Origin of the sequence: Pseudomonas sp. WS 5011, from assembly GCF_012985775.1 — a bacterium.
In the GTDB taxonomy this organism is placed as follows: domain Bacteria; phylum Pseudomonadota; class Gammaproteobacteria; order Pseudomonadales; family Pseudomonadaceae; genus Aquipseudomonas; species Aquipseudomonas peli.
In genome coordinates, this window is sequence record NZ_JAAQXA010000002.1 from 1 (window position 1) to 25,005 (window position 25,005).

The window sequence follows — 25,005 nt, forward strand, 5'->3', positions numbered from 1 at the left end:
CCGGTTGAGTGGCCGGATGGCCGTGGAATCAGTGGCCGGATGCGCGTGGAATGGGTGGCCGGATCAGCGTGGAATCGGTGGTCAGATGCTCATGGAATGGGTGGCCAGATGACCGTGGAATCCGCACCCAGAAACGAAAAAAGCAGCCCGAAGGCTGCTTTTTTACAAGGAAGCTGAGACTTAGCCCAGTTTTTCCTTGATGCGTGCTGCTTTACCCGACAGGTCACGCAGGTAGTAAAGCTTGGCTTTACGCACGTCACCGCGACGCTTAACAGCCAGGCTATCAACCAGCGGGCTGTAAGTCTGGAAAGTACGCTCAACACCAACACCGTTGGAGATCTTACGAACAGTGAATGCACTGTTCAGACCACGGTTACGCTTGGCAATAACAACGCCTTCAAACGCCTGCAGACGCTGACGGTCACCTTCTTTCACTTTAACCTGGACAACAATGGTGTCACCTGGTGCGAAAGTTGGGATCTCTTTGCCCATCTGCTCAGCTTCAAGTTGCTGAATAATCTTGTTGGTCATGCTGCGCTCCTAAGACAGGCCTCGGCCGGTCATCGATACATTAACTATCGTCCCGCTGGCGGACGTATTCCTCCAGCAGCTTTTTCTCTTCTCCAGAAAGCGAGCGGCTTTCCAGAAGATCGGCGCGTCGTTCGTAGGTCCGACCAAGGGACTGCTGCAAACGCCAGCGCCGGATGTGTTCGTGGTTGCCACTAAGCAACACGTCAGGAACACGTTTATCCGCATACACCTCCGGGCGGGTGTAGTGCGGGCAGTCGAGTAAGCCATCCGTAAAGGAGTCTTCTTCGGCCGAATTTGCATGACCCAATGCACCAGGCAAAAGGCGCGTCACCGCATCGATCAGCACCATGGCCGGCAGCTCACCGCCAGACAGGACGTAGTCCCCAATCGACCATTCTTCATCGACATGCGCCTCAATAAAGCGCTCATCAATGCCTTCGTAGCGGCCGGCAATCAGGATCAATGCATCCTCATTAGCCAGTTCGCGTACTGCTGACTGCGTCAGCTGGCGACCTTGCGGCGATAGGTAAATCACCTTGGCCGCACCACCTGCAGCGCGCTTCGCCTCAAGCAAAGCATCTTCAAGCGGCTTGATCTTCATCACCATGCCTGGGCCACCACCAAAAGGCCGATCATCCACGGTGTGGTGACGGTCTGTGGTGTAGCTACGCGGATTCCAGCAGGTCAATTGCAACAAACCCTGCTTCACCGCTCGGCTGGTAATGCCGTATTCACTGATTGCGGCAAACATTTCCGGGAACAGCGTAATGACTTCAACGCGCAGATTTGACATCAGGCTTAGAAGTCCGCATCCCAGTCGACCCGCATTTCGCCAGCACTTAGGTCAATCGACTGCACACATTGCTCAATGTAGGGCAACAGGCGCTCACGACCATCCAGGCTGTCGGTGCAGGGTTTGACCACCATCACATCATTGGCACCCGTCTCAAACAGATGATCAATCTTGCCGAGCAATTGCCCTGCTTGATCAATAACCTTAAGACCTTCCAGCTGGTACCAGTAGTAATCACCGTCGGCCAAATCAGGGAACAGGCTGCGCGGAACACAGATCTCATAGCCCGCGAGAAGACGTGCTTCATCACGATCATCAAGACCTTTAAGCTTCGCGACCAGGAATTTATCACTCCCGCGCCCACTGACCAGCTCTACCTGTTTGACATTGCCATCGCGCTTAAGCGTCCAGGTCTTGTACTCCAACAGGTTTGCAACAGGATCAGTAAAGGAATACACCTTCACTTCACCGCGAACGCCATGTACGGAGTAGATCTTGCCGATAACGATCAAGTCATCGGTAGAAGCAGGCGTCGCGTTCATATTGCTTAGGCCGCAGCCTTAGCAGCATCCTTCAACAGCTGAGCAACACGATCAGACGGCTGTGCGCCGACGCTCAGCCAATGAGCCAGGCGATCTTGTTTCACGGACAGACGAACTTCCTGACCGCGAGCGATCGGGTTGAAGAAACCGATTTCTTCTTTGTGCGAACCGTCGCGTGGGTTACGACTGTCGGTCACGTTGATTTTGTAGAACGGGCGCTTTTTGGAGCCGCCAAGGGCAAGACGAATCGTTAGCATGTGAACATAGTTCCTGTAGTCGGTGCTGCAAATCTAAATGCACAGCGGGCATAGGTGCCCGAAAGGCCGCATATTCTAAGGAATATCCGGATTTTTGCAAATGGCTTTTTCAGGCGCATGAGGCCGTGCAAGCAAGATTTGCCAGAGGGCCGCTATCCAAACCGGCCAATCAGCTCCCGCGAAAGGCGGGTTTACTGTAAACACCCGCCAACTCAGCGGGGTTTGCGTCGACATCGCTGCCGCCGCGGATTCCTTACATTTTTGGCAGACCGCCCGGCATCATCCCGCCCATACCACGCATCATCTTGGCCATACCGCCCTTGGCAGTGAATTTCTTCATCATCTTCTGCATCTGCTTGTGCTGTTTGATCAGACGACCAATATCCTGCACCTGGGTGCCAGAACCCATGGCGATGCGGCGCTTGCGAGAACCGCTGATGATTTCCGGATCGCGACGTTCCTGAGGGGTCATCGAGTTGATGATCGCCTCCATCTGTTTGAACTGCTTCTCGGCAGCGCCTTGGGCGTTGCCCATCTGGGCCAGATTGACGCCGCCCATCTGTGGCAGCTTGTCCATCAAGCCGCCGAGACCGCCCATATTTTTCATTTGCTGCAGCTGATCGCGGAAGTCTTCGAGGTCGAAGCCCTTGCCCTTCTTCAGCTTCTTGGTGAGCTTCTCCGCTTTCTCGCGATCCAGGGTCTGCTCGGCCTGCTCGATCAGGCTGAGTACGTCGCCCATACCGAGAATGCGCGAAGCAATCCGATCCGGATGGAAGGGCTCCAGCGCCTCGGTCTTCTCACCCATACCGATAAACTTAATCGGCTTGCCGGTAATCGCCCGCACCGACAACGCCGCACCGCCGCGCGCATCACCGTCGACCTTGGTCAGCACCACACCGGTCAGTGGCAGTGCATCATTAAAGGCCTTGGCGGTGTTGGCAGCGTCCTGACCGGTCATGGCATCGACCACGAACAGTGTCTCGACCGGCTTGATCGCCGCATGCAGCGCCTGGATCTCCGCCATCATTTCGGCATCGATGGCCAAACGACCGGCGGTATCGACGATCACTACATCAATAAACTTGAGCTTGGCCTCCTTGATCGCCGCTTCAGCGATATCCACCGGTTTCTGGCTGAGATCGGAGGGGAAGAAGGTCACACCAATATCAGTGGCCAGGGTTTCCAGCTGCTTGATCGCCGCCGGACGGTAAACGTCGGCAGACACCACCATCACGGTCTTTTTCTTGCGCTCTTTAAGGAAGCGCGCCAGCTTACCGACGGTGGTGGTCTTACCCGCACCCTGCAGACCTGCCATCAGCACCACGGCTGGCGGTACGGCATTCAACGCCAAGTCTTCGTTGGCCGCGCCCATCAGCTCTTCCAGCTCGGCACGGACAATTTTCACGAACGCCTGGCCCGGCGTCAGGCTCTTCGACACCTCGGTGCCGACCGCACGATCTTTGACCTTATTAACGAAGTCCTTGACTACCGGCAAGGCAACGTCAGCCTCGAGCAACGCCATGCGCACTTCACGCAAGGTGTCCTTGATGTTGTCTTCGCTCAGCTTGGCTTTGCCGGTGACATTTCGCAGGGTCTGCGAGAGGCGGTCAGTCAGATTTTCGAACATGCGCGTTCCTTTCAGGCTCAGTCGAGCCGAGGGTGGGCTTGCAACAGGTCGCGGATTATAGCGAAGACTGCAAGGCACCGACACCGCCAGACGCTTTCGTGGCGCACGGGTTGTATGCCACACTGGCCGCCTTTCGGGTTTGCCTGACAAGGATTTATGCACCCTCTGCTACCCAGCCTCGCCGCTGCCTGCCTCTATGCCGGAGCCGCACTCTATCAAGGCCTGCGCCTGCAACAGCGCAGCACATCCAATAAGCGCCTGCTGGTTGCACTCGGCACACTGGCGCTGCTGCTGCACGGCAGCAGCCTGTTTCTGCAGATGTTCGATGCCAGTGGTCTGTCGCTGGACTTTTTCAAGGCCGCCAGCCTGATTGCCGCCGCCGTTATTTTGCTGACGCTGCTGGCCTGCATGCGAATCCCGGTGGAAAACCTGCTATTGCTGCTATTCCCCCTGGGCTTTGTCACGGTGCTGCTCGCGCAATTTATGCCCAGCGGCACCACCCAGGCCATTGATGAAGCACCCGGCATCCTGGCGCACATCCTGCTGTCGATCACCGCCTACGGCATGCTGACTATTGCTGTATTCCAGTCGCTGCTGCTGCTATTGCAGGACCATCAGCTCAAGCACAAGCACCCGTCCGGGCTGATCAAGAACTTCCCGCCCCTACAGACCATGGAAAGCCTGCTGTTCGGCTTTCTCTGGGCCGGCTGGGGATTGCTGTCACTTTCTCTGCTGTCTGGCGCGCTGTTTATCAGCGACCTGTTTGCCCAGCACCTGGCGCATAAAACCATCCTGTCGTGCTTTGCCTGGGTGGTGTTTGCCGTGCTGTTGTGGGGCCGCCATCAACTCGGCTGGCGCGGCCACAAAGCCATTCGTTGGACCCTGGCGGGCTTCTGCCTGCTGATGCTGGCCTACTTCGGCAGCAAACTGGTTCGCGAATTCATCCTGCACATCTAGCCCCAAGGGCCCTCACAAGTGGACGATCTACACCCCAGTTTCCTCATCGGCTTACTGGTTTTTTTGTTGGCTTGCTCAGCGTTCTTCTCCAGCTCAGAAACCGGCATCCTCAGCCTTAATCGCTATCGCTTGCGCCACCTGGCCAAGGAAGGCCACCGTGGCGCGAAACGGGTCAGCACTCTGCTCAGCCGCCCAGACCGCCTGCTTGGCACCATTCTGATCGGTAACAACTTCGTCAACATTCTCGCATCCTCCATCGCCACCGTGCTGGCCCTGCAACTCTGGGGCGAGGCCGGGATAGCCATTGCCACTATCGGGCTGACGCTGGTGCTGCTGATTTTCGGTGAAATTACCCCAAAAACCCTGGCCGCACTACGCCCGGAAGCGGTGGCCTATCCGTTCAGCCTGCCTCTATTGGTACTACTCAAGCTGTTCTATCCATTGGTTATCCTGCTCGGCTGGATCAGTAACGGCCTGCTGCGGATGCTCGGAATCGACCCTGCCAGCAAGACCAACGACAGCCTGACCACCGAGGAACTGCGCAGCGTGGTACGCGAGTCAGGCGCCGGCATGCCGAAAAATCGCCAGAACATGCTGCTCGGCATCCTCGATCTTGAAAGGGTGACGGTGGATGACATCATGATTCCGCGCAACGAAGTCACCGGCATCAACCTCGATGACGACCTCGAAAGCATCATCAGCCTGCTGACCAACACCACTCACACGCGCCTGCCGGTATTTCGTACCGATATCAATCAGATCGAAGGCATCGTGCATATGCGCCAGATTGCCCGGCTGCTGACGCACAACGAGCTGAGTAAAGAGGCGCTACTGGCGGCCTGCAACGAGCCCTACTTCGTACCCGAAGGCACGCCGCTGTCGACCCAACTGATCAATTTTCAGAAGCAGAAACGCCGAATCGGCATCGTAGTTGATGAATATGGCGATGTGATCGGCATCGTTACCCTGGAAGACATCCTCGAAGAAATCGTCGGTGACTTCAGCAAAAAGGACACCCTGTGCAGCCCGGATATTCATCCTCAGGACGATGGCACCCAGGTAATCGATGGCGCCGCCTATATCCGAGAAATCAATAAAGCGCTGGACTGGCACTTGCCCTGCGATGGCCCGAAAACTCTCAACGGCCTGGTTACCGAGGCGCTGGAAAGCATCCCCGACAGCGCCGTGTGCCTGAAGATCGGCCCTTATCGCCTGGAGATTCTGCAGTCGTCAGATAACCGGGTAAAAAGCGTGCGCGCCTGGCAAACCAAGCCTAAGGCGCACGCCGAGCCGCCGGCGCAAGACTGACGGCCAGCCCTTGCGCCCATACGCGATAGCCCAGACCTGACGGGTGATAACCATCACGCGCCAGGTACTCGGCGGAAAACTCCAGCTCAACCGCGTGATGCCCTGCCCCCAGGCTTGCCGCTAGCTGGCGCAGGCGCGCATCCAGCAAGCCTGCGCGCATACCAAGTAACCGCCGCAGCAGCCAGGGCAAGGCGCTGAAATGCTGCAGCGGCGGCACACTGCTAAATGCCACCCGAGCGCCGCGCGCGGCCAACGCTTCAGCCATACCGCCGAGTGCGGCGTCCCAACGCGGCAATGAGGTCAGGTGGGTGGTGTCATTGACGCCGAAGACAAGCAGCGCCAGTTCAAAGGGCTGATCCAGCACCTGCGGCAGTAACCGCTCACGGGCTTGCGCGGCCGTAATGCCGTTCTCGCCACACGCCCGCCAGGCAACCGGACGGCCGCATCGCGCAGCCAACGCCGTAGCCAACTGCCCGACCAACGCGGCGCCCAGCTCATCCACACCGACGCCAACTACGGTCGACTCACCCAGCACCAGCAGGCGCAGTGGCTCGCCCGGCAGATCCGCGCCAGCCACGCCACTCAATGGCCCTGTAGCTGGCGGTAAACGCAGCGCACTACGACGCGTGCGCACAGCTAGCGGCAAGGCAATCGGCGCCAGCAGTGCCAAGCCTAGCCACCAGACATAGGCCCGCAACGCATTCACAGCTCGACCTTGACCGCCTGCGCCGCACGCGTGGCTTTGGCCCGCGCAGCTTGCAAAGACTCATCTCGCGCCAGCGCTACGCCCATGCGGCGCTGGCCGCTGACTTCCGGCTTGCCGAACAGGCGCAAAGCGGTATCCGGTTCAGCTAGAGCTGCCGCCAGATTGCCGAAGCTGACCTGCTGCGACTCGCCCTCGACCAATATCACCGCAGAAGCCGACGGCCCGAACTGACGAATCGCCGGAATCGGCAGCCCGAGAATCGCCCGCGCATGCAGGGCAAACTCGGACAGATCCTGGGAAATCAGAGTGACCAAGCCGGTGTCGTGCGGGCGCGGCGAGATTTCGCAGAACCACACCTGATCACCTTTAACGAACAGTTCCACACCAAACAGCCCGCGACCGCCCAGCGAGCCCGTTACCGCCAAGGCGATACGCTCGGCTTCAGCCTGAGCCTTGACGCTCATTGGCTGCGGCTGCCAGGACTCCTGATAATCACCCTTAACCTGGCGGTGACCCACAGGCGCACAGAAGGTAGTGCCGCCGCTGTGGCGCACGGTCAGCAGCGCGATTTCATAGTCAAAATCGATAAAGCCTTCGACGATGACGCGCCCTTTACCCGCACGGCCACCGGCCTGGGCGTACTCCCAGGCAGCTTGCAGATCATCCAGGCTTTTAAGCACCGACTGGCCCTTGCCGGAAGAGCTCATGATCGGTTTGATCAGGCAGGGAAAACCAATCGCCTCAACAGCCGCGCGACATTCCTCAAAGGAGTCGGCAAACCGATAAGGCGAGGTCGGCAGACCCAGCTCTTCGGCAGCCAGACGGCGGATGCCTTCGCGGTTCATAGTCAGCTGCGCGGCGCGGGCGCTGGGGATGACGGTAAAGCCTTCATTTTCCAGCTCGACCAGGGTCGCGGTGGCGATGGCTTCAATTTCCGGAACGATATAGTGCGGCTGTTCAAGCTCGATCACCGCGCGCAGGGCTGCGCCATCGAGCATATTGATCACATGGCTGCGATGCGCCACCTGCATGGCCGGTGCGTTCGCGTAACGGTCAACGGCAATCACCTCGACACCAAGGCGTTGCAATTCGATCACCACTTCCTTGCCCAGCTCGCCAGAGCCACACAACAGCACACGGGTCGCGCTCGGCGACAAAGGGGTTCCGATACGGGGCATGGTGAATCCTCAAACTGATCAAGAAAGTTAGAACCTGCTCACGATCTCGCGAGCTAGAGCACTGCAAGGCAAAAACAGGCGAGGAAGCGGAGTTTACGAGCTGTAAATGAGCATTCCGAGCCTATTTTTAACGCAGCAGGGCCGACGCGCAGCAGATCGTGATCCGGTTCTTACAACAGAATGCCTTTAGCCTTGGCCCGCTCATGACACTGCACTAGCACCTCACGGCGCTCAACGTTATCCATCAGACTCCAGCGGGTGATTTCAGCGACCGAGCGCTGGCAACCGATACAGATATCTTCATCATCCAGCGCGCAGACATGCACGCAGGGCGAAGCAACGGGACGTTCCTGCGGCTGCATCAGTCGTCCTGCTCCTGCAGATCACGGGCATAGCGCTGGGCGTTGTGCACGTAATGGGCAGCGCTGGCTTCGAGCATCTTCTTTTGCGGTTCGGTCAGTTCGCGCACCACCTTGCCGGGCGAGCCCATGACCAACGAGCCATCAGGAATTTCCTTGCCTTCACCGATCAGGCTGTTGGCGCCGATGATGCAGTACTTGCCGATTTTCGCGCCATTGAGGATCACCGCATTGATGCCGATCAGGCTGTAATCGCCCACCGTGCAACCGTGCAGCATGGCGTTATGGCCAATGGTCACCCCAGTGCCGATATTCAGTGGAAAGCCCATGTCGGTGTGCATCACGGTACCGTCCTGCACATTGCTGTTCTCGCCGATATGAATCAGCTCGTTGTCACCGCGCAGCACGGCGTTAAACCACACGCTGGCACCCGGCTCCAGTTTGACCTTGCCGACCAGCGTGGCATTCGGTGCAACCCAGCTGTCGGCATGGGCCTCGACGTGGGACGAACCCAGGCGGTATTTCATGGATGCTTCCTCAATAAGCTCAGGTGAGCTTGATAAAGTGCTCGGGCGGCTGATGCATATCGATATGCACATCGTCGAACACCAGGTTGACCAACTCGACCAACATGATCGCCGTCAGCCCCCAGATTTTATATTCGCCATAGCGGTAACTCGGCACATACCAGCTGCGCCCGAGGTAATCGATACGGTGGGTGGTTTCCCGCGGGTCGTCGCGAAAGAACGCCAGCGGCACGGCAAATACGGCGGCAATCTCACCGTCGTTGGGCTTGTACTCGACAAAGTCCGGCACCAGGCCGACATAAGGGGTGACCTTAATACCGTGGCGCGACACCAGGGTACTGAGCGGCCCCACCACCTCGACCAAACCCGGCGGCAAGCCGATTTCCTCTTCAGCCTCGCGCAAAGCGGTCTCGACCAGATCGGCATCTTCCGGATCACGCCGACCACCGGGAAACGCCACTTCACCACCATGGGTAGACAAACCGCTGGCGCGCAAGGTCAGTACCACTTCCGGCTCATCGCTGCGGGTGATGGGCACCAGCACTGCGGCCTCAGGGTAGCGCTTGTCAGTCTGCAGAATGTGCGGGCTATAGCCACGCATGCGATGGAGCAACTCGTCCAGCATGAGGATTCTCGGTCTTTTATTCTGCGTTCGATCATGGCACGAAAGCAGCGCACGGCCCAAGCCCTGCGCCAGCAGCGGCAATCATTCAGGCGCTGGATAATTTGCCCTGCCAGGCCGCTTGCCGAGCAGCTGATATGCGCGCCAAGATAGCCAACACGCAGCGAGGATCTGGCATGAAGTTCTGTAGCAACTGTGGCGGCGCGATCAGCCACATCATCCCGCAGGGGGACAACCGCCTACGCCACGTCTGCACGCAGTGCCAGACCGTGCATTACCAGAACCCGCGCATCATCGCTGGCTGCTTGCCGGTGTGGGGCGAACAGGTGCTGCTGTGCCGCCGCGCCATCGAGCCACGGCACGGTTACTGGACCCTGCCGGCCGGTTTTATGGAGAACGGCGAAACCCTGGAACAGGCCGCCGCCCGCGAAACCCATGAAGAAGCCTGCGCGAGGGTACGCAGCCTGAGCCTCTATACCCTGTTCGATCTGCCGCACATCAATCAGGTGTATATGCTGTTTCGCGCCGAGCTGGTCGACCTGGACTTTGCCCCCGGTGAAGAAAGCCTGGAGGTTCAGCTATTTCACGAACAGGACATCCCCTGGTCAGAGCTGGCTTTCCCGACCATCGGGCGTACCTTAGAATGCTACTTCGCGGACCGCCGCGAGCAGCACTACCCGGTCCGCAACGAGCCGCTCGAAGCCTTGCGCGCACATTACAAGAAAGCCTTTTGATTCACGGGAAATACGATGCGCTGGTTGTTCGCCCTACTCTGCCTGACCGTTACCCTGGCTGCTCCCGCCAGCACCACACCGACCCTTAATGGCAAAACCATCGACAAGGTGTTGGTGATCAAATCTGAACGCAAATTGCACCTGATCAGCCGTGGCGACACCCTCAAATCCTATCGCATCTCTCTGGGCAAAAAGCCTAAAGGGGCCAAACAGCGCGAAGGCGACCTGCGCACCCCGGAAGGTTTCTATTGGATCGACTGGCGCAAGACCAGCGACAAGTACAACCTGTCCATGCACATCTCCTACCCCAACGCCCGCGACCAGGCGCAAGCCCGCGCCAAGGGTGTACCGGCCGGCGGCATGATCATGATTCACGGCACGCCGCTGGATGAGGAATACCCGGAGTGGATGTTCCACACCCTGGACTGGACCGAAGGCTGCATCGCCATGCGCAACATTGATATGCGCGAGGTCTGGGCAGTGGTCAAGGACGGCACCCTGATCGAAATCAGACCCTGATCAATAGACATAAAAAAGGCGCCTTCATGGCGCCTTTTTTATGAATTAGAACTGGATATCTGACAGCCGCCACACCTCAAAAGCCGGCGTCTCATAGGGATGCTGCTTCTTCATGGCCTTAACGGCATCATGGATCAGCTCATCGGCCACCACCATCTCGACTTTCCACTCTGCTACCTGCTCGACCTGCCCAGGCTGACCGAGAAATGGCTGACTGCCTTCCAGAGCGCGGAACTGGCCCTGCCCCAGGGTCTGCCAACAACACTGATCATAATGACCAATACGTCCGCCGCCGGCGCTGAACACCGCGCTTTTCAAGGCATCCAGATGAGTTTCAGGCACATAAAAACACAGCTTGTACATCGAAGTCTCCGCCGGCAAGACTGATAAAAACAGTTCGATAATGATGCCACACAATAATGGCATTTTGCCTTATCGGGTATTCGCGCAGCCCATCACACTTGCACCCTATGACCGGATAATGTGCAGTGTGTTCAACGTATTAGCTTAATAAGCCCAGGCTACAAACCACGCCAGAATCGCCGCCAGCGGGCCTTGAAGCCGCTTACCGGCTGGTTATGGCTACCATCACAGTAAGGTAGACTTTGCGAGCGAGCGCAACGGCAAAGCAGCAGAAACTGCTCACGTTCAGGCTGCAGTTCAAGCGCATCAGGGCAGGCAGAAACACAATCGGGAAGCTGGGACGAACGCCCGCAGCGGCACAGCAATAAAGTATCGCCAGGTTTGACCTGGCGCACCTCAGGCAGAATCGGCGCAGGCTTACTCGACATAAGCCCGCGCCAACCGGATCAATCCACCCACACGCGGGCGTTGCGGAACATACGCATCCAGCCGGCATCTTCCTGCCAGTCATCCGGTTTCCAGGAGTTCTGCACAGCGCGGAATACCCGCTCCGGGTGCGGCATCATGATGGTCACGCGGCCGTCGCGACTGGTCAGACCGGTGATCCCGCGCGGCGAACCATTCGGGTTGGCCGGGTAGGTTTCGGTGACCTTGCCGTGGTTGTCGATAAAGCGCATGGCCACGCAGCCGGACAGATCGGCTTCGAGCAGAGCTTCCTCGTTCTCGAACTCGGCATGACCTTCGCCGTGAGCAATGGCGATCGGCATGCGCGAACCGGCCATGCCGCGCAGGAAGATCGATGCCGACTCCTGCACCTGAACCATGGCTACGCGCGCCTCGAACTGCTCGGAACGGTTGCGCACGAAGTGCGGCCAGAACTCAGTGCCGGGGATCAGCTCGTGCAGGTTGCTCATCATCTGGCAGCCGTTACACACGCCAAGACTGAAGCTGTCCTTGCGCTCGAAGAACGCCTGGAAGCCATCACGGGCGCGGCTGTTGAACAGGATTGACTTGGCCCAGCCCTCGCCAGCACCGAGCACGTCGCCGTAGGAGAAGCCACCGCAGGCTACCAGGCCCTTGAACTCGTCCAGGCTGACGCGACCGCTGAGGATGTCGCTCATATGTACGTCGATCGCGTTGAAACCGGCGCGGTCGAAGGCAGCGGCCATTTCCACCTGGCCGTTGACGCCCTGTTCACGCAGCACGGCGATCTGCGGACGTACACCCTTTCGGATATACGGCGCGCTGATGTCCTGATTGACGTCGAAGCTGAGCTTGGCCGACAACCCTGGGTTTTCCTCGTCGAGGATGGTGTCGAACTCCTGCTCGGCGCACTGCACGTTGTCGCGCAGACGCTGAATCTGATAGCTGGTTTGCGCCCACTGGCGCTGCAGCAAGCGGCGCTGGCCGCCGAATACCGGCTGACCGTTGAAGCTGATGGCCACGTCGTCGCTATTGACCGGCTGACCGATCACCGCCACGCAGTCGCCCAGGCCGGCGGCACTGAACTGCGCCAGCACTTCCGGGGTGGCGTCCTGATGCACCTGAATCACTGCACCCAGCTCTTCGTTGAACAGCACGGCGGCCAGCTCAGCGCTGTCGTCGGCCAAAGCATCGAGGAACAGGTTGAGACCGCAGTGACCGGCAAAGGCCATTTCCAGCGCGGTAACCAGCAGGCCACCGTCGGAACGGTCGTGGTAGGCGAGGATATGACCGTCGGCATTCAGACCCTGTATCACCGCGAAGAAGGCCTTGAGGTCTTCAGCGTCATCCACATCCGGTGCCTGGGTGCCGAGCTTGCCGTACACCTGGGTAAGGATGGAGGCACCCATGCGGTTCTGGCCGCGGCCCAGATCGATCAGGATCAGGTCGGTTTCGCCCTTGTCCATGCGCAGTTGCGGGGTCAGGGTCTTGCGAATATCGCTGACAGGAGCAAAGCCAGTCACTACCAGCGACAGCGGCGAGGTCACGCTCTTATCCGCGCCCTCGTCGCGCCACTGGGTTTTCATCGACATCGAGTCCTTGCCCACCGGGATGGTGATGCCCAGCTCAGGGCACAGCTGCATGCCGACCGCTTTCACGGTGTCATACAGACGCGCGTCTTCGCCCGGGTGGCCGGCAGCGGCCATCCAGTTGGCGGACAGTTTGATGTCGGAGAGCTTTTCGATGCGCGATGCGGCCAGGTTGGTCAGGGTCTCGCCAATCGCCATACGCCCGGACGCCGCAGCATCCAGCAGCGCCAGCGGCGTGCGCTCGCCCATGGCCATGGCTTCACCGGTGTAGACGTCGAAGCTGGTGGCGGTGACCGCGCAATCAGCCACCGGCACCTGCCACGGGCCAACCATCTGGTCGCGGGCAACCAGGCCGGTAATAGTGCGGTCGCCGATGGTGATCAGGAAGCTCTTGCTGGCCACGGCCGGGTGATGCAGTACGCGAGTAACAGCTTCGTCGATGGCCAGGGTGCTGGCATCGAAATCATCGCCCAGCTCAGCTTCGCGGGCGGCCGAACGGTGCATACGCGGCGGCTTGCCCAGCAGCACTTCCAGCGGCATGTCCACCGGGGTGTTGGCGAAATGGCTGTCAGTCACGGTCAGGTGGGCCTCTTCAGTAGCCTCACCAACCACGGCAAACGGGCAACGCTCGCGTTCACAGATCGCCTTGAACCGCTCGAAGTCGACGGCACTGACGGCCAGTACGTAGCGCTCCTGCGACTCGTTGCTCCAGATCTCGTGCGGCGCCATGCCCGGTTCGTCGTTGGGCACGTTACGCAGTTCGAAGCGGCCACCACGACCACCGTCATTGACCAATTCAGGGAAGGCGTTGGAAATACCGCCCGCGCCAACATCATGGATAAAGGCAATTGGGTTGTTGTCACCCAGCTGCCAGCAACGGTCGATAACCTCCTGGCAACGGCGCTCCATTTCAGGGTTCTCGCGCTGCACCGAGGCGAAATCCAGGTCAGCCGAGCTGGAACCTGTGGCGACCGACGAAGCGGCGCCGCCGCCAAGACCGATCAGCATGGCTGGGCCGCCGAGCACGATCAGCTTGGCGCCCACGGTGATCTCGCCCTTCTGCACGTGATCTGCACGGATGTTACCCATACCGCCAGCGAGCATGATCGGCTTGTGGTAGCCGCGCACTTCTTCACCGCGCGGGGTCTGGATCGCCTGCTCGAAGGTACGGAAGTAGCCGGTCAGGGCCGGACGACCGAACTCGTTGTTGAACGCCGCGCCGCCCAGCGGGCCTTCAATCATGATGTCCAGCGCGGTAACGATGCGCTCAGGCTTGCCGTACGGCACTTCCCAAGGCTGCTCGAAACCAGGGATGTTCAGGTTGGATACGGTAAAACCGGTCAGCCCAGCCTTCGGCTTGGCACCACGGCCGGTGGCGCCTTCGTCGCGAATCTCGCCACCGGAGCCAGTGGACGCACCAGAGAACGGCGAAATGGCCGTCGGGTGGTTGTGGGTTTCCACCTTCATCAGGATATGCACGGGCTCCTGGGTCGCGCCGTACTGACGGGTCTCAGGGTCCGGAAAGAAACGGCCGGCAACACTGCCGACGATCACCGAGGCGTTGTCCTTATAAGCGGACAACACGCCTTCGTTATGCATCTGGTAGGTGTTCTTGATCATGCCGAACAGGGATTTCTCTTGGCTCTCACCATCGATATCCCAGCTGGCATTGAAGATCTTGTGGCGGCAGTGCTCGGAGTTGGCCTGGGCGAACATCATCAATTCAATGTCGTGGGGGTTGCGCCCCAGACCGTTGAAGCTGGTCACTAGGTAATCGATTTCGTCTTCGGCTAGGGCCAGGCCCAGTTCAACGTTGGCCTTCTCCAGCGCAGCGCGACCACCACCGAGGATGTCCACGGCAGTCAGCGGCTTGGGCTGGGCGTGGCTGAACAGTGCAGCGGCGCCTTCCAGATTATCCAGCACCAGTTGGGTCATGCGGTCATGCAGCACGTCGGCAACCTGCTGCGCCTCGGCGGCATTCAGCTCACCGCTGACGTAGTACGCCAGGCCGCGCTCAATGCGCTGAATCTTCGCCAGGCCGCAGTTGCGAGCGATGTCGCTGGCCTTGCTCGACCACGGCGAGATGGTGCCAAAGCGCGGGATGGTCAGGAACAGGCGGCCGCTTGGCTCCTGCACCGGCACACTCGGGCCGTACTTCAGCAAACGGGCCAATACCTGCTCTTCGTCGGCGTTAAGCACGCCGGTGACTTCAGCGAAATGCGCGAACTCGGCATACAGGCCGGTGACCGCAGGAACCTTGCTGGTCAGTTGCTCAAGCAGTTTGCCGTGACGGAAAGCAGAAAGGGCGGGAGCGCCGCGCAGGATCAACATCGGGGACAGCCTCTGGGAAGGGGTGTACTTTGAGGCCGTGCATTCTAGCCTAAAGCGCCGCCAACGGCACCCGTGAAGGCGGGCCAAACGTAGCAACTGCGCTAGCAGAGAAGCAACCCGCTGTCGAGATATGGCGCGCCCCATGCTTTGCGTATACTGCGCCAATGTTTGCCCAATCTGCGTTCCGTGTGCGCTGCGCCTGCTGGCTGTCGGTGATCGGAATCCTCCTGGTGCTCGGCGGCTGTGCTGAAGAACCCAGCACACTCGAGCGCGTTCAGGCGGAGGGTGTACTGCGGGTGATCACCCGCAACAGCCCGGCCACCTACTTCCAGGACCGTAACGGCGAAACCGGCTTCGAATACGAGCTGGTGAAGCGCTTTGCCGATGATCTGGGTCTTGAGCTGAAAATCGAAACCGCCGACAACCTCGACGAGCTGTTCGCCAGCCTGAACAAACCCAACGGTCCGGTACTGGCTGCCGCCGGCCTGGTAGAAAGCGACGGACGGCAGCAACACGCACGCTTCTCCCTGCCCTACCTCGAAGTCACCCCCCAGGTGATCTACCGCAACAGCCAGCAACGCCCGACCCGCCCGGATGATCTACTCGGCAAACGCATTCTGGTGCTTAAAGGCAGCAGCCATGCTGAACAGTTGGCCGCACTCAAGCTGCAATTGCCAGAACTGACCTACGAAGAATCCGCTGCCGTTGAAGTGGTCGACCTGCTGCGTATGGTCGATGAAGGGCAAATCGACCTGACCCTGGTCGACTCCAACGAGCTGGCGATGAACCAGGTGTACTTCTCCAACGTGCGCGTGGCCTTTGACCTGGGCGATGCACAAAACCTGGCATGGGCCTCTGCCCCCGGTGAAGACCGCAGCCTGCTCGACGAGATGAATGCCTTTATTGAGCGAGCGCACCAGAACGGCAGCCTGCAGCGCCTGAAGGATCGCTACTACGGCCATGTTGATGTACTCGGTTATGTCGGTGCCTACACCTTCGCCAAGCACCTGCAACAACGCCTGCCGCGCTACGAGAAACACTTTCGCGAAGCGGCCCAAGCCAATCAGGTCGACTGGCGCTTACTCGCCGCCATGGGTTATCAGGAATCACTCTGGCAGCCCACCGCCACCTCAAAAACCGGGGTGCGCGGACTGATGATGCTGACCCTGCGCACCGCCCAGGCCATGGGCGTGTCAGACCGTTTGAACCCCAAGCAGAGCATCGAAGGCGGCGCCAAATACATTGTCTATGTGAAGAACCAGCTGCCGGAAAGCATTCAGGAGCCTGATCGCACCTGGTTCGCTCTGGCGTCCTACAACATCGGCGGCGGCCACTTAGAAGATGCGCGCAAGCTCACTGAGGCCGAAGGCCTGGATCCGAATAAATGGCTGGATGTGCAGAAGATCCTGCCGCGCCTGTCGCAGAAGCAGTGGTACAGCAAAACCCGTTATGGCTACGCCCGCGGCGGCGAGCCAGTGCATTTTGTGCGCAACATCCGCCGCTACTACGACATCCTCACCTGGGTAACCCAGCCGCAGCTGGAAGGCTCGCAAATCGCCGAAAGCAATCAGCATGTGCCGGGCATCGACAAACTTCAGCCCAATGAGCAGACCCCGCCGCTTTAAAAGCCGCTAGCGCTGCTCGCGCCTGGCCTTGAAGAACGCACTCAGCGCCGCACCGCACTCCTCCGCCAATACGCCACCCTCAATCAACACTCGGTGATTGAGAAATTCCTGACTGAAGAACTGTCCGCGACTCAACGCCACCCCAGCTTTAGGCTCGGTTGCGCCATACACCACGCGCTGCACTCGCGCATGCACGATCAGCCCGGCGCACATGCTGCACGGTTCCAAGGTGACATACAGGGTGCTGCCCGGCAGACGGTAGTTATCCACGGCCTGGGCGGCGGCGCGAATCGCCACCATCTCGGCGTGAGCGCTGGGGTCATGCGTGGAGATCGGGCAGTTAAAACCGCGCCCGACAATCTGGCCATCCTGCACCAGCACTGCGCCGACCGGCACCTCGCCTAGGGCCGCACCTTCGGCGGCCAGGGCCAGGGCCTCGCGCATAAAGTGCTGATCCTGGCTGCGATCAATGATCAGGGGTTGGCGCACGCTTAAACGACCTCGATTGATGCCATCAGACCGGTTTCCATATGGTCGATAACATGGCAGTGGAACATCCATACCCCAGGATTATCAGCGACCAGCGCGACGCGGGCACGCTCATTCTTGCCCAGCAGGTAGGTGTCGGTGAAATACGGGATGATCGACTTGCGGTCCGAGGCCAGCACCTTAAAGGTCATGCCATGCAGATGGATCGGGTGCTGATACTGGCTGAGGTTGCGCAGCTCGAAGATATAACTCTTGCCCAGCTGCAGGCGAGCAATCGGCCGGTCGGCGCAGGTCTTGTCATTGATATCCCAAGCCTGGCCATTGATCTGCCAGAAGCTGTGCGCCGTGCCCTGGGCCAGGCCGACCGACACCGCACCAGCCCACTCGAAGTTGAATTTGACGGTTTCCGCATTAGCCAGGTCAGGCTCGGCCACCGGGTTAGCTGGCAACGCAGGCGGCCACTCACCCGCACCCTCAGCGCCGGGCTGCGCGCGCAAGATCGCCAAGCGCAATGGCCCGTTACGCAGCGACAGCTCATTGCCGGCCGCAGGCACCTTCAACCCAAGTTCGATACGCATACCCGGCCCCAGCCAGTACTCCTTGCCCAGCGGCCTTGGCTCGACCGGATTGCCGTCAAGCGCATAGATACGCGCATCCGCGCCGGGCAGATTAAGGCGATAGGTCAGGGTGTTATCCAAATTGATCAGGCGCAGACGCACTACCTGCCCAGCAGGTAGATCCAGGGTTGGCGCGTGCTTGCCATTGACCGTACTCAGTCGCCCAGGGGTGCCGCCACGAGCCGCCTCGCGCGGTACGCTGAAATCGGTAAAAGCGCCCTGCTCGTCGATATGCCAGCTTTTCAGGTTCAGCGTGTGATCGTGGATGAAACCCGTCGGCTCACGCTCTTCGACGATCAGCGCGCCGACCAACCCACGCCCCAGCTGCTCGCCGCTGGCGACATGCGGGTGATACCAAAAGCTGCCGGCATCGGGGGTGATGAAGTTGTAGTCGAAGTATTCACCCGGCAGCACCGGCGCCTGCGACACATAAGGCACGCCGTCCATCGCCAACGGCAGACGGATGCCATGCCAGTGAATAGTGGTCGGCACGTCCAACTTATTAATGAAGCGCACGCGCAAGCGCTCGCCCTGACGGCAGCGCAGCTCGACCCCAGGCGCTTGCCCACCATAGGCCCAGGCCGAGGTGGTTTGCCCTGGCACCAGCTCGATATCCAGCGGCGCGGCGATCAGCTCATAGTCATGGGTCGCCACATTTTCCGGACGGCCCAGCCAGTAGCGCACGCCACCAGCACCAAGTCCGACGACGCCAAGCCCAGCCAGGCCGATCAGCATTTGTCTGCGGGAAAACAATATATCCACTCCAGGTTGCCTGGCTATATGCCATGGCGATGCATCGGAGGAAGAACTCACTCCCGATAGATGCAATAGTTTCTCATCTAACTAGCGTTCAAGACGAGCCTGAAATCGAGGCTGATTGCCGCACCGCTGGCATAGGGGATCAGGACGCGTCCAACTTACCGCCGCCCTGGCCGACCTGGCGCATCGCCTCGGTCAACTCGTCAGGTACCCCGCGTAGGTTAAGGTCGTATTGGTTGTACGGGATGCTGATATTGGCCGCCGCAAGCGCCTGCAGCATGCTCACCATCAGCTCGCTGCGCGTAGTGGTCCAACGGTCGTAGTCCTGCGCCCAGGCTCGCACGCTGAAGTTCAGCGAGCTATCACCATACTCCTGCAACAACACGACCGGCGCAGGCTCTGCGGCCACTCCAGGGACAGCGCGTGCCACGCTGGCCAGTAGTTCAATCACTTGGGCAGGGTCGCTGCCGTATGCGACGCCGATCGGCACTTCAATGCGCCGATTGCGGTCCTGCAGCGTCCAGTTGGTCAGGTTATTGGCAACCAGAGTGCCATTAGGCACCACGATGTCGGCGCCATCGAAGGTACGGATCTTGGTGGCGCGTAGGCCAATTTCGCGGACGCTGCCGCTGGCGCCGTTGATCTCGATAACGTCGCCAGGCTGAATCGGCCGTTCGAACATCAACACCAGCCCCGACACGAAGTTACTCACCAGCCCCTGCAAGCCAAAGCCAATACCCACACCCAGTGCGCCGAACAACAGCGTCAACTGACTGACCTTGAAACCCGCCGCCGACAACGCCAGCAAAAAGCCCAGCAACAGCAGCGCGTAATAGGTGAGCGAGGCGATGCTGTTGCCCACTCCGCGTGGCAAGCGGCTATGCCCCTGCAACTGCTCGCGCAGTATCAACTTGGTCGCCCGCGCTGCGGCAATGGTGATCAGCACTGACAGGGCAAACACCAGTACATCTCCCAGGCTGATGGACAACTCGCCGACCTCGACGTCATAGCCCAACACCTGACTGACGAACGCCTGCACCGGCAACAACACGCGAAAGCGATCCATGCTGTACAGCAGCCAACTGACTGCCGCTGCCAGTAGCAATGCGCGACGCAACCAACTCAACAATTCCTGGCCGTGTCGACGAAACAGCCATACCCGCTGCACAGCCGGCAACTCCGTCAGCATCCGCAGCAGCGCATTGACCAAAGTCATACTGGCGTACAGCAGCAGGCCGATATAACCGCTGTCAATCACCCCGCTGGTGAGCGTCTGCGTCAGCAGCAAGGCACCGGCCAGATTGGCCAGCAGCGAAGCCAGCAGCAGCCCGCCGCCCAGCCAGACAGCTCCACGCACCATCGTTCGTGCCCAGCCGACACTGCGTTCGGCTCGCCGCAGCATCTGCCGCAGTAGCCAGAGCGTGAGTAGCAGCGCGACGACCGTCAGCCCGAGCTGAAACACGCGATAAAAGTCTTCACCGCCCCATAACAGCGCACCCAGCCGGTCTGCCAGATACAAGCCAGCCGCCATTAGCGGCCAGCTGCCAAGCAGGTCATGGGCACGCTGCGGAAGCATGCGCAACGCAGGCACCACCGCCAGCAGCGTCAGCACCTCAAGCGCCATCATGGGTGCATCCGACTCGAACACCTGCACGACCATCACGGCCAGCAGCAACCAAGCGGACAACGGGCGCGCGGCTACCCGCTGGCTATCGTCATCACGGCTCACGTGAGGCGCCAAGCGCTGCTGGCGCGCCAGCCAGAGCAACACAAGCAACAGCAGCACCAGCAGTGCTTGCATCGTGTGTACTTTGATGGCGTTCACCGCGCTGTAGGCATCGGCAAAGCGGGCTTCAATATCCAGCCCCGGCACCGCTGAATCCGCATCGGCTTGCTGGTCGTCAGGTACATGCAGCGCCTGCCACAACGGCAGCGAATCACGGCTAAACAGGCGTGCATCAACACCGCTGATGACCCTGTCCACTTCTTCGCGCCCAAGCTGAATACTTGAATTGATCGCATTGGCCCGTTGCCCCAACTCAATCAGCTGCTCCAACGGCGCTGCAAGCGCCTGCTCGGCCGCCTGCAGCTCGCTGATCATCAAATCGATCTGCCGAGCCAGAGGCACGGGCATGCTGTCTGCCGGGGTCGCCACGCGCGTGGCCTGCCAACGTGCACGGCGTAGCGACAGCTCGGCTGTGTCATCGGCATAAGGTTTGGTGACGGCGCGCATCTGCGTACGCCAGGCTTGAATACGGTGGGCATCGAAGCTCCAGTGGCGCGCCAGACTCTCCAGGCGCACAAAAGGCAGCTGGCGCAGTTCATCCACGCTGAAGGCCCGCAATTTCTCATCGACGGGCCGCGCAATGTCATCAAGCAGAGCGCCAAGCGCGGCAGCCGGGTCCGCACTCGCTGCCCGGCGCTTGGCACGGTCCGCCAGACGCTGGTCATCATCCGCGCGCAGCAGAATATCGTTTAAGGCAATTGCCGCAGCAGTCGTGGCAGTGGGGGCAGCAGGAGCAGATTCGTCCTGCGCCAACGCGGAGCTGACGACCAACAGAACGCTCAGGGCCAGCCCCAGCAGATGGCCAAGTGACCTGCCCCCGCCTACAGCAAAACGCCGCGCCATGCTCGCCAAGGCAAATAGTGCGGTCATCGTGATCTCCCTGCATAAATGGCCGAACACCCGGATTCTGGTTCAATCCGCTGCCCGAGCATAACCACGACAAGCACCTCACAGCCAGCCTGGCTCCGTGCTCATGGGAATACGCTGCCCTGCAGGGTTTGCGGATCGTCTCGCAAGCCTGGGGCTGATCGAGTAAAAAACAGCCCTGCCCTAACCCAATAGAGAACAGCGGCTGTCCGATACCCAGCGTAGTGCCTACCTCATACGCAACCGATCAGGGCCAACAAAAAGGGGCCCGTAGGCCCCTTCTGGTCACTCCCACTCGATGGTGGCAGGCGGCTTGCTCGACACGTCGTAGGTGACGCGGGAGATGCCTTCGATTTCGTTGATGATGCGGCCACTGACGGTTTCCAACAGCTCGTAGGGCAGGTGCGCCCAACGTGCAGTCATAAAGTCGATGGTCTCCACCGCGCGCAGGGCAACAACCCAAGCGTAACGGCGGCCATCACCGACCACGCCCACCGATTTCACCGGCTGGAACACTACGAAGGCCTGGCTGACCTTGTGGTACCAGTCGGCCTTGCGCAGCTCTTCAATAAAGATATGGTCAGCGCGACGCAGCAGGTCGGCGTATTCCTTCTTCACTTCGCCGAGGATGCGCACGCCCAGGCCTGGGCCGGGGAATGGGTGACGGTAGACCATGTCGTACGGCAGGCCGAGTTCGAGGCCGAGGCGCCGCACTTCGTCCTTGAACAGTTCGCGCAGCGGCTCGACCAGTTTCAGGTTCATTTCTTCCGGTAGGCCGCCGACGTTGTGGTGCGACTTGATCACGTGGGCCTTGCCGCTTTTAGCGCCCGCCGACTCGATCACGTCCGGGTAGATGGTGCCCTGGGCGAGGAACTGGATGTTGTCCAGTTGGCTGGCCTGAGCATCGAACACGTCGATAAAGGTGCGACCGATGATCTTGCGCTTCTTCTCCGGGTCGGCTTCGCCGGCCAGGTTGTCGAGGAACTGCGCTTCAGCGTTGGCACGGATCACCTTGACGCCCATGTTCTCAGCGAACATGGCCATCACCTGCTCGCCTTCGTGCAGGCGCAGCAGGCCGTTATCGACGAATACGCAGGTCAGCTGATCACCAATGGCCTTGTGCAGCAGCGCCGCAACCACCGAGGAGTCCACACCGCCGGACAGGCCGAGCAGCACGTTGGCATCACCGACCTGGGCGCGCACCTGGGCGATGGCGTCTTCAGCAATCTTCGACGGCGTCCACAGGGCTTCACACTCGCAGATGTCGAGAATGAAACGCGACAGGATGCGACCGCCCTGCTTGGTGTGGGTCACTTCAGGGTGGAACTGCACGCCGTAGTAACGGCGCTCATCGTTGAACATGCCGGCAATCGGGCAGCTCGGGGTGCTGGCCAGGACGTGGAAGTCGGCCGGCATCTTGGTGACTTTGTCACCGTGACTCATCCATACATCGAGGCCGAACAAGCCGTCGGCGTCGACATGGTCTTCGATGCCATCGAGCAGGCGGCTCTTGCCAACCACATCCACGCGGGCATAGCCAAACTCACGGAGATCAGAACCCTCGACCTTGCCGCCCAGCTGCTCAGCCATGGTCTGCATGCCGTAGCAGATGCCGAACACCGGCACGCCGAGATCGAACACCGCTTGCGGGCAGCGCGGGCTGTTGGCTTCGTGCACGGACTCAGGGCCACCGGCGAGGATGACGCCTTTGGGAGCGAATTCGCGGATCGCTTCCTCATCCATGTCGAACGGGTGCAGCTCGCAATACACACCGATCTCACGCACGCGGCGGGCGATCAGCTGGGTGTACTGGGAGCCGAAATCCAGAATCAGGATGCGGTGAGCGTGGATGTCTTGATGAGCCATGACCGTCTCTCGTAGCGAAATTCACAAATGACTCGGGGCTGCCCTGTAAAACAACAGCGACAGCCCCGGGCTTTATATCAACTGATCAACAGTCAGCCCACGCGGTAGTTGGGGGCTTCTTTGGTGATCTGTACGTCGTGTACATGGGACTCAGCCATGCCGGCACCGGTGATGCGCACAAACTCAGGCTTGCTGCGCATCTCTTCAACCGTTGCACAACCGGTGTAACCCATGGAGGCACGCAGGCCGCCCATCAGCTGGTGAACGATGGCAGCCATTGCGCCTTTGTATGGCACGCGGCCTTCGATGCCTTCCGGCACCAGCTTTTCGGCACCGGCCGAGGAGTCTTGGAAGTAACGATCCGAAGAGCCCTGCGCCTGCGCCATGGCGCCCAGCGAGCCCATACCGCGGTAAGCCTTGTAGGAGCGGCCCTGGAACAGCTCGACTTCGCCCGGTGCTTCTTCAGTACCGGCGAGCATCGAACCGATCATCACGCAAGACGCGCCAGCAACGATGGCCTTGGACAAGTCACCGGAGAAACGGATACCACCATCGGCGATCAACGGTACACCGGTGCCAGCCAGTGCGGCGGCAACGTTGGCCACGGCGGAGATTTGCGGTACGCCGACACCAGCAACAATGCGCGTGGTGCAGATCGAGCCAGGGCCGATACCGACCTTGACTGCATCAGCGCCAGCTTCGGCCAGGGCCTTGGCGGCTTCGCCGGTGGCGATGTTGCCGCCGATCACTTGTACGTCCGGGAAGTTCTGCTTGACCCAACGCACGCGGTCGATCACGCCTTTGGAGTGACCGTGGGCGGTGTCGACAATGATTACGTCAACACCGGCATTAGCCAGCGCGGCGACGCGGTCAGCGGTATCGGCGCCGGTGCCGACAGCTGCACCAACACGCAGGCGACCTTGGTCGTCTTTGCTGGCCAGCGGGTAAGCTTTGGCTTTTTCGATGTCCTTGACGGTCATCATGCCCTTCAAGCGGAAGGCATCATCGACGATCAGGACTTTCTCGATGCGGTGCTTGTGCAGCAATTCGCGCACAACGTCTTTGTCGGCGCCTTCCGGTACGGTGACCAGACGCTCTTTCGGCGTCATCACTTCACGCACGGTGGCATCCAGGCGGTTCTCGAAACGCACGTCACGGGAAGTGACGATGCCAACCAGGTCGCCATCGCTGAGTACTGGTACGCCGGAGATATTGTGCATACGGGTCAGGTCGAACAGGTCACGCACGGTGGCGTTGGCTTCGATGGTGATCGGGTCCTTGACCACGCCCGCCTCGTAGCGTTTGACCTTGCGCACTTCGGCAGCTTGCTGCTCGACGGTCATGTTCTTGTGGATGATACCGATGCCGCCTTCCTGAGCCATGGCAATCGCCAGGCGGGCTTCAGTGACGGTATCCATGGCAGCAGAGAGCAACGGAATATTCAGTTCAATACCACGGGTCAGGCGCGTTTTGAGGCTGACATCCTTCGGCAGAACTTCGGAATAACCTGGAATAAGTAGAACGTCGTCGAAGGTAAGAGCTTCTTGACTGATACGCAGCATGGCGGGGGCTCCCGGACGGGAAAATTGGAAGCGAGCCATTATACTCAGACGCCCCCCTGCACTCAATG

General features: G+C 60.0%; 23 protein-coding genes. 5 read left to right on the top strand and 18 right to left on the bottom strand.

What is annotated here, in order from left to right; all coding sequences use genetic code 11:
* Positions 1 to 180: 180 nt before the first annotated feature.
* The 5 genes from rplS to ffh all read right to left on the bottom strand — a co-directional run bounded on the left by rplS (position 181) and on the right by ffh (position 3,750).
* The gene (gene rplS / locus HBN63_RS02380; RefSeq protein WP_090248568.1) at positions 181 to 531 is read right to left on the bottom strand and encodes a 50S ribosomal protein L19; all 351 of its coding nucleotides are present in this window, start codon (positions 529 to 531) and stop codon (positions 181 to 183) included.
* A 40-nt stretch (positions 532 to 571) separates the two neighbouring features.
* On the bottom strand, positions 572 to 1,324 hold the full coding sequence (gene trmD, locus HBN63_RS02385) for a tRNA (guanosine(37)-N1)-methyltransferase TrmD (RefSeq protein WP_170048257.1): 753 nt from the start codon (positions 1,322 to 1,324) through the stop codon (positions 572 to 574).
* Positions 1,325 to 1,329: 5 nt separating this feature from the next.
* Positions 1,330 to 1,866, bottom strand: a complete 537-nt coding sequence (gene rimM, locus HBN63_RS02390; RefSeq protein WP_170048258.1) for a ribosome maturation factor RimM — start codon at positions 1,864 to 1,866, stop codon at positions 1,330 to 1,332.
* Positions 1,867 to 1,871: 5 nt separating this feature from the next.
* Positions 1,872 to 2,123 carry a 30S ribosomal protein S16 gene (rpsP, locus tag HBN63_RS02395; protein WP_090239277.1) on the bottom strand — a complete coding sequence of 84 codons (252 nt, stop codon included), beginning with the start codon at positions 2,121 to 2,123 and terminating at the stop codon, positions 1,872 to 1,874.
* A 253-nt stretch (positions 2,124 to 2,376) separates the two neighbouring features.
* The gene (ffh, locus tag HBN63_RS02400) at positions 2,377 to 3,750 is read right to left on the bottom strand and encodes a signal recognition particle protein (RefSeq protein WP_090248572.1); all 1,374 of its coding nucleotides are present in this window, start codon (positions 3,748 to 3,750) and stop codon (positions 2,377 to 2,379) included.
* Between the two features lie 156 nt (positions 3,751 to 3,906).
* On the opposite strand from ffh, the gene ccsA reads away from it, so the two are divergent.
* Together ccsA and HBN63_RS02410 are read left to right on the top strand one after the other, a co-directional pair.
* A complete protein-coding gene (gene ccsA, locus HBN63_RS02405; protein WP_090248574.1) occupies positions 3,907 to 4,707 on the top strand; it encodes a cytochrome c biogenesis protein CcsA in 801 nt (266 codons plus the stop codon).
* Positions 4,708 to 4,725: 18 nt separating this feature from the next.
* A complete protein-coding gene (locus tag HBN63_RS02410) occupies positions 4,726 to 6,015 on the top strand; it encodes an HlyC/CorC family transporter (RefSeq protein ID WP_170048259.1) in 1,290 nt (429 codons plus the stop codon).
* Here the strand turns inward: HBN63_RS02410 and HBN63_RS02415 are convergent.
* The 5 genes from HBN63_RS02415 to HBN63_RS02435 form a co-directional block, all read right to left on the bottom strand.
* The gene (locus HBN63_RS02415; protein ID WP_345940464.1) at positions 5,981 to 6,721 is read right to left on the bottom strand and encodes an SGNH/GDSL hydrolase family protein; all 741 of its coding nucleotides are present in this window, start codon (positions 6,719 to 6,721) and stop codon (positions 5,981 to 5,983) included. The genes HBN63_RS02410 and HBN63_RS02415 overlap by 35 nt on opposite strands.
* The gene (purT, locus tag HBN63_RS02420; protein WP_170048260.1) at positions 6,718 to 7,899 is read right to left on the bottom strand and encodes a formate-dependent phosphoribosylglycinamide formyltransferase; all 1,182 of its coding nucleotides are present in this window, start codon (positions 7,897 to 7,899) and stop codon (positions 6,718 to 6,720) included. Before purT ends, HBN63_RS02415 begins: the two co-directional genes overlap by 4 nt.
* 170 nt (positions 7,900 to 8,069) lie before the next feature.
* Positions 8,070 to 8,261, bottom strand: coding sequence for a DUF1289 domain-containing protein (locus HBN63_RS02425; RefSeq protein WP_170048261.1), 192 nt, complete (start codon positions 8,259 to 8,261; stop codon positions 8,070 to 8,072).
* Complete coding sequence (locus HBN63_RS02430; protein ID WP_170048262.1) at positions 8,261 to 8,785, bottom strand: gamma carbonic anhydrase family protein; 525 nt, start codon at positions 8,783 to 8,785, stop codon at positions 8,261 to 8,263. The genes HBN63_RS02425 and HBN63_RS02430 overlap by 1 nt, the downstream gene beginning before the upstream one ends.
* A gap of 19 nt (positions 8,786 to 8,804) precedes the next feature.
* Positions 8,805 to 9,410: a CoA pyrophosphatase gene (locus HBN63_RS02435; protein ID WP_090248583.1), complete on the bottom strand. Its 606-nt coding sequence runs from the start codon at positions 9,408 to 9,410 to the stop codon at positions 8,805 to 8,807.
* A gap of 173 nt (positions 9,411 to 9,583) precedes the next feature.
* On the opposite strand from HBN63_RS02435, the gene HBN63_RS02440 reads away from it, so the two are divergent.
* Positions 9,584 to 10,141 (top strand): NUDIX hydrolase, encoded by a 558-nt coding sequence (locus tag HBN63_RS02440; RefSeq protein WP_167142005.1) that lies wholly within the window; start codon positions 9,584 to 9,586, stop codon positions 10,139 to 10,141.
* 15 nt (positions 10,142 to 10,156) lie between these two features.
* A complete protein-coding gene (locus tag HBN63_RS02445) occupies positions 10,157 to 10,660 on the top strand; it encodes a L,D-transpeptidase family protein (protein ID WP_090248586.1) in 504 nt (167 codons plus the stop codon).
* A gap of 45 nt (positions 10,661 to 10,705) precedes the next feature.
* On the opposite strand, the gene HBN63_RS02450 is transcribed toward HBN63_RS02445, so the two are convergent.
* The 3 genes from HBN63_RS02450 to purL form a co-directional block, all read right to left on the bottom strand.
* Entirely contained in the window at positions 10,706 to 11,023 is a 318-nt protein-coding gene (locus HBN63_RS02450; RefSeq protein ID WP_170048263.1) for a YqfO family protein, read from the bottom strand.
* Positions 11,024 to 11,181: 158 nt separating this feature from the next.
* Complete coding sequence (locus HBN63_RS02455) at positions 11,182 to 11,451, bottom strand: CDGSH iron-sulfur domain-containing protein (protein ID WP_170048264.1); 270 nt, start codon at positions 11,449 to 11,451, stop codon at positions 11,182 to 11,184.
* 18 nt (positions 11,452 to 11,469) lie between these two features.
* Positions 11,470 to 15,366: a phosphoribosylformylglycinamidine synthase gene (gene purL, locus HBN63_RS02460; RefSeq protein WP_170048265.1), complete on the bottom strand. Its 3,897-nt coding sequence runs from the start codon at positions 15,364 to 15,366 to the stop codon at positions 11,470 to 11,472.
* Positions 15,367 to 15,530: 164 nt separating this feature from the next.
* Between purL and mltF the strand changes: the two genes are divergently transcribed.
* Positions 15,531 to 16,991 carry a membrane-bound lytic murein transglycosylase MltF gene (gene mltF / locus HBN63_RS02465; RefSeq protein ID WP_170048266.1) on the top strand — a complete coding sequence of 487 codons (1,461 nt, stop codon included), beginning with the start codon at positions 15,531 to 15,533 and terminating at the stop codon, positions 16,989 to 16,991.
* Between the two features lie 6 nt (positions 16,992 to 16,997).
* Here the strand turns inward: mltF and tadA are convergent, their stop codons facing one another.
* The 5 genes from tadA to guaB form a co-directional block, all read right to left on the bottom strand.
* On the bottom strand, positions 16,998 to 17,480 hold the full coding sequence (gene tadA, locus HBN63_RS02470; RefSeq protein ID WP_345940465.1) for a tRNA adenosine(34) deaminase TadA: 483 nt from the start codon (positions 17,478 to 17,480) through the stop codon (positions 16,998 to 17,000).
* Positions 17,481 to 17,482: 2 nt separating this feature from the next.
* On the bottom strand, positions 17,483 to 18,853 hold the full coding sequence (locus tag HBN63_RS02475) for a multicopper oxidase family protein (protein WP_170048484.1): 1,371 nt from the start codon (positions 18,851 to 18,853) through the stop codon (positions 17,483 to 17,485).
* 145 nt (positions 18,854 to 18,998) lie between these two features.
* The gene (locus HBN63_RS02480; RefSeq protein ID WP_223181862.1) at positions 18,999 to 21,512 is read right to left on the bottom strand and encodes a mechanosensitive ion channel domain-containing protein; all 2,514 of its coding nucleotides are present in this window, start codon (positions 21,510 to 21,512) and stop codon (positions 18,999 to 19,001) included.
* Positions 21,513 to 21,794: 282 nt separating this feature from the next.
* Positions 21,795 to 23,375: a glutamine-hydrolyzing GMP synthase gene (gene guaA / locus HBN63_RS02485; protein ID WP_170048268.1), complete on the bottom strand. Its 1,581-nt coding sequence runs from the start codon at positions 23,373 to 23,375 to the stop codon at positions 21,795 to 21,797.
* Between the two features lie 92 nt (positions 23,376 to 23,467).
* Positions 23,468 to 24,937: an IMP dehydrogenase gene (gene guaB, locus HBN63_RS02490; protein ID WP_090248601.1), complete on the bottom strand. Its 1,470-nt coding sequence runs from the start codon at positions 24,935 to 24,937 to the stop codon at positions 23,468 to 23,470.
* Positions 24,938 to 25,005: the final 68 nt, after the last annotated feature.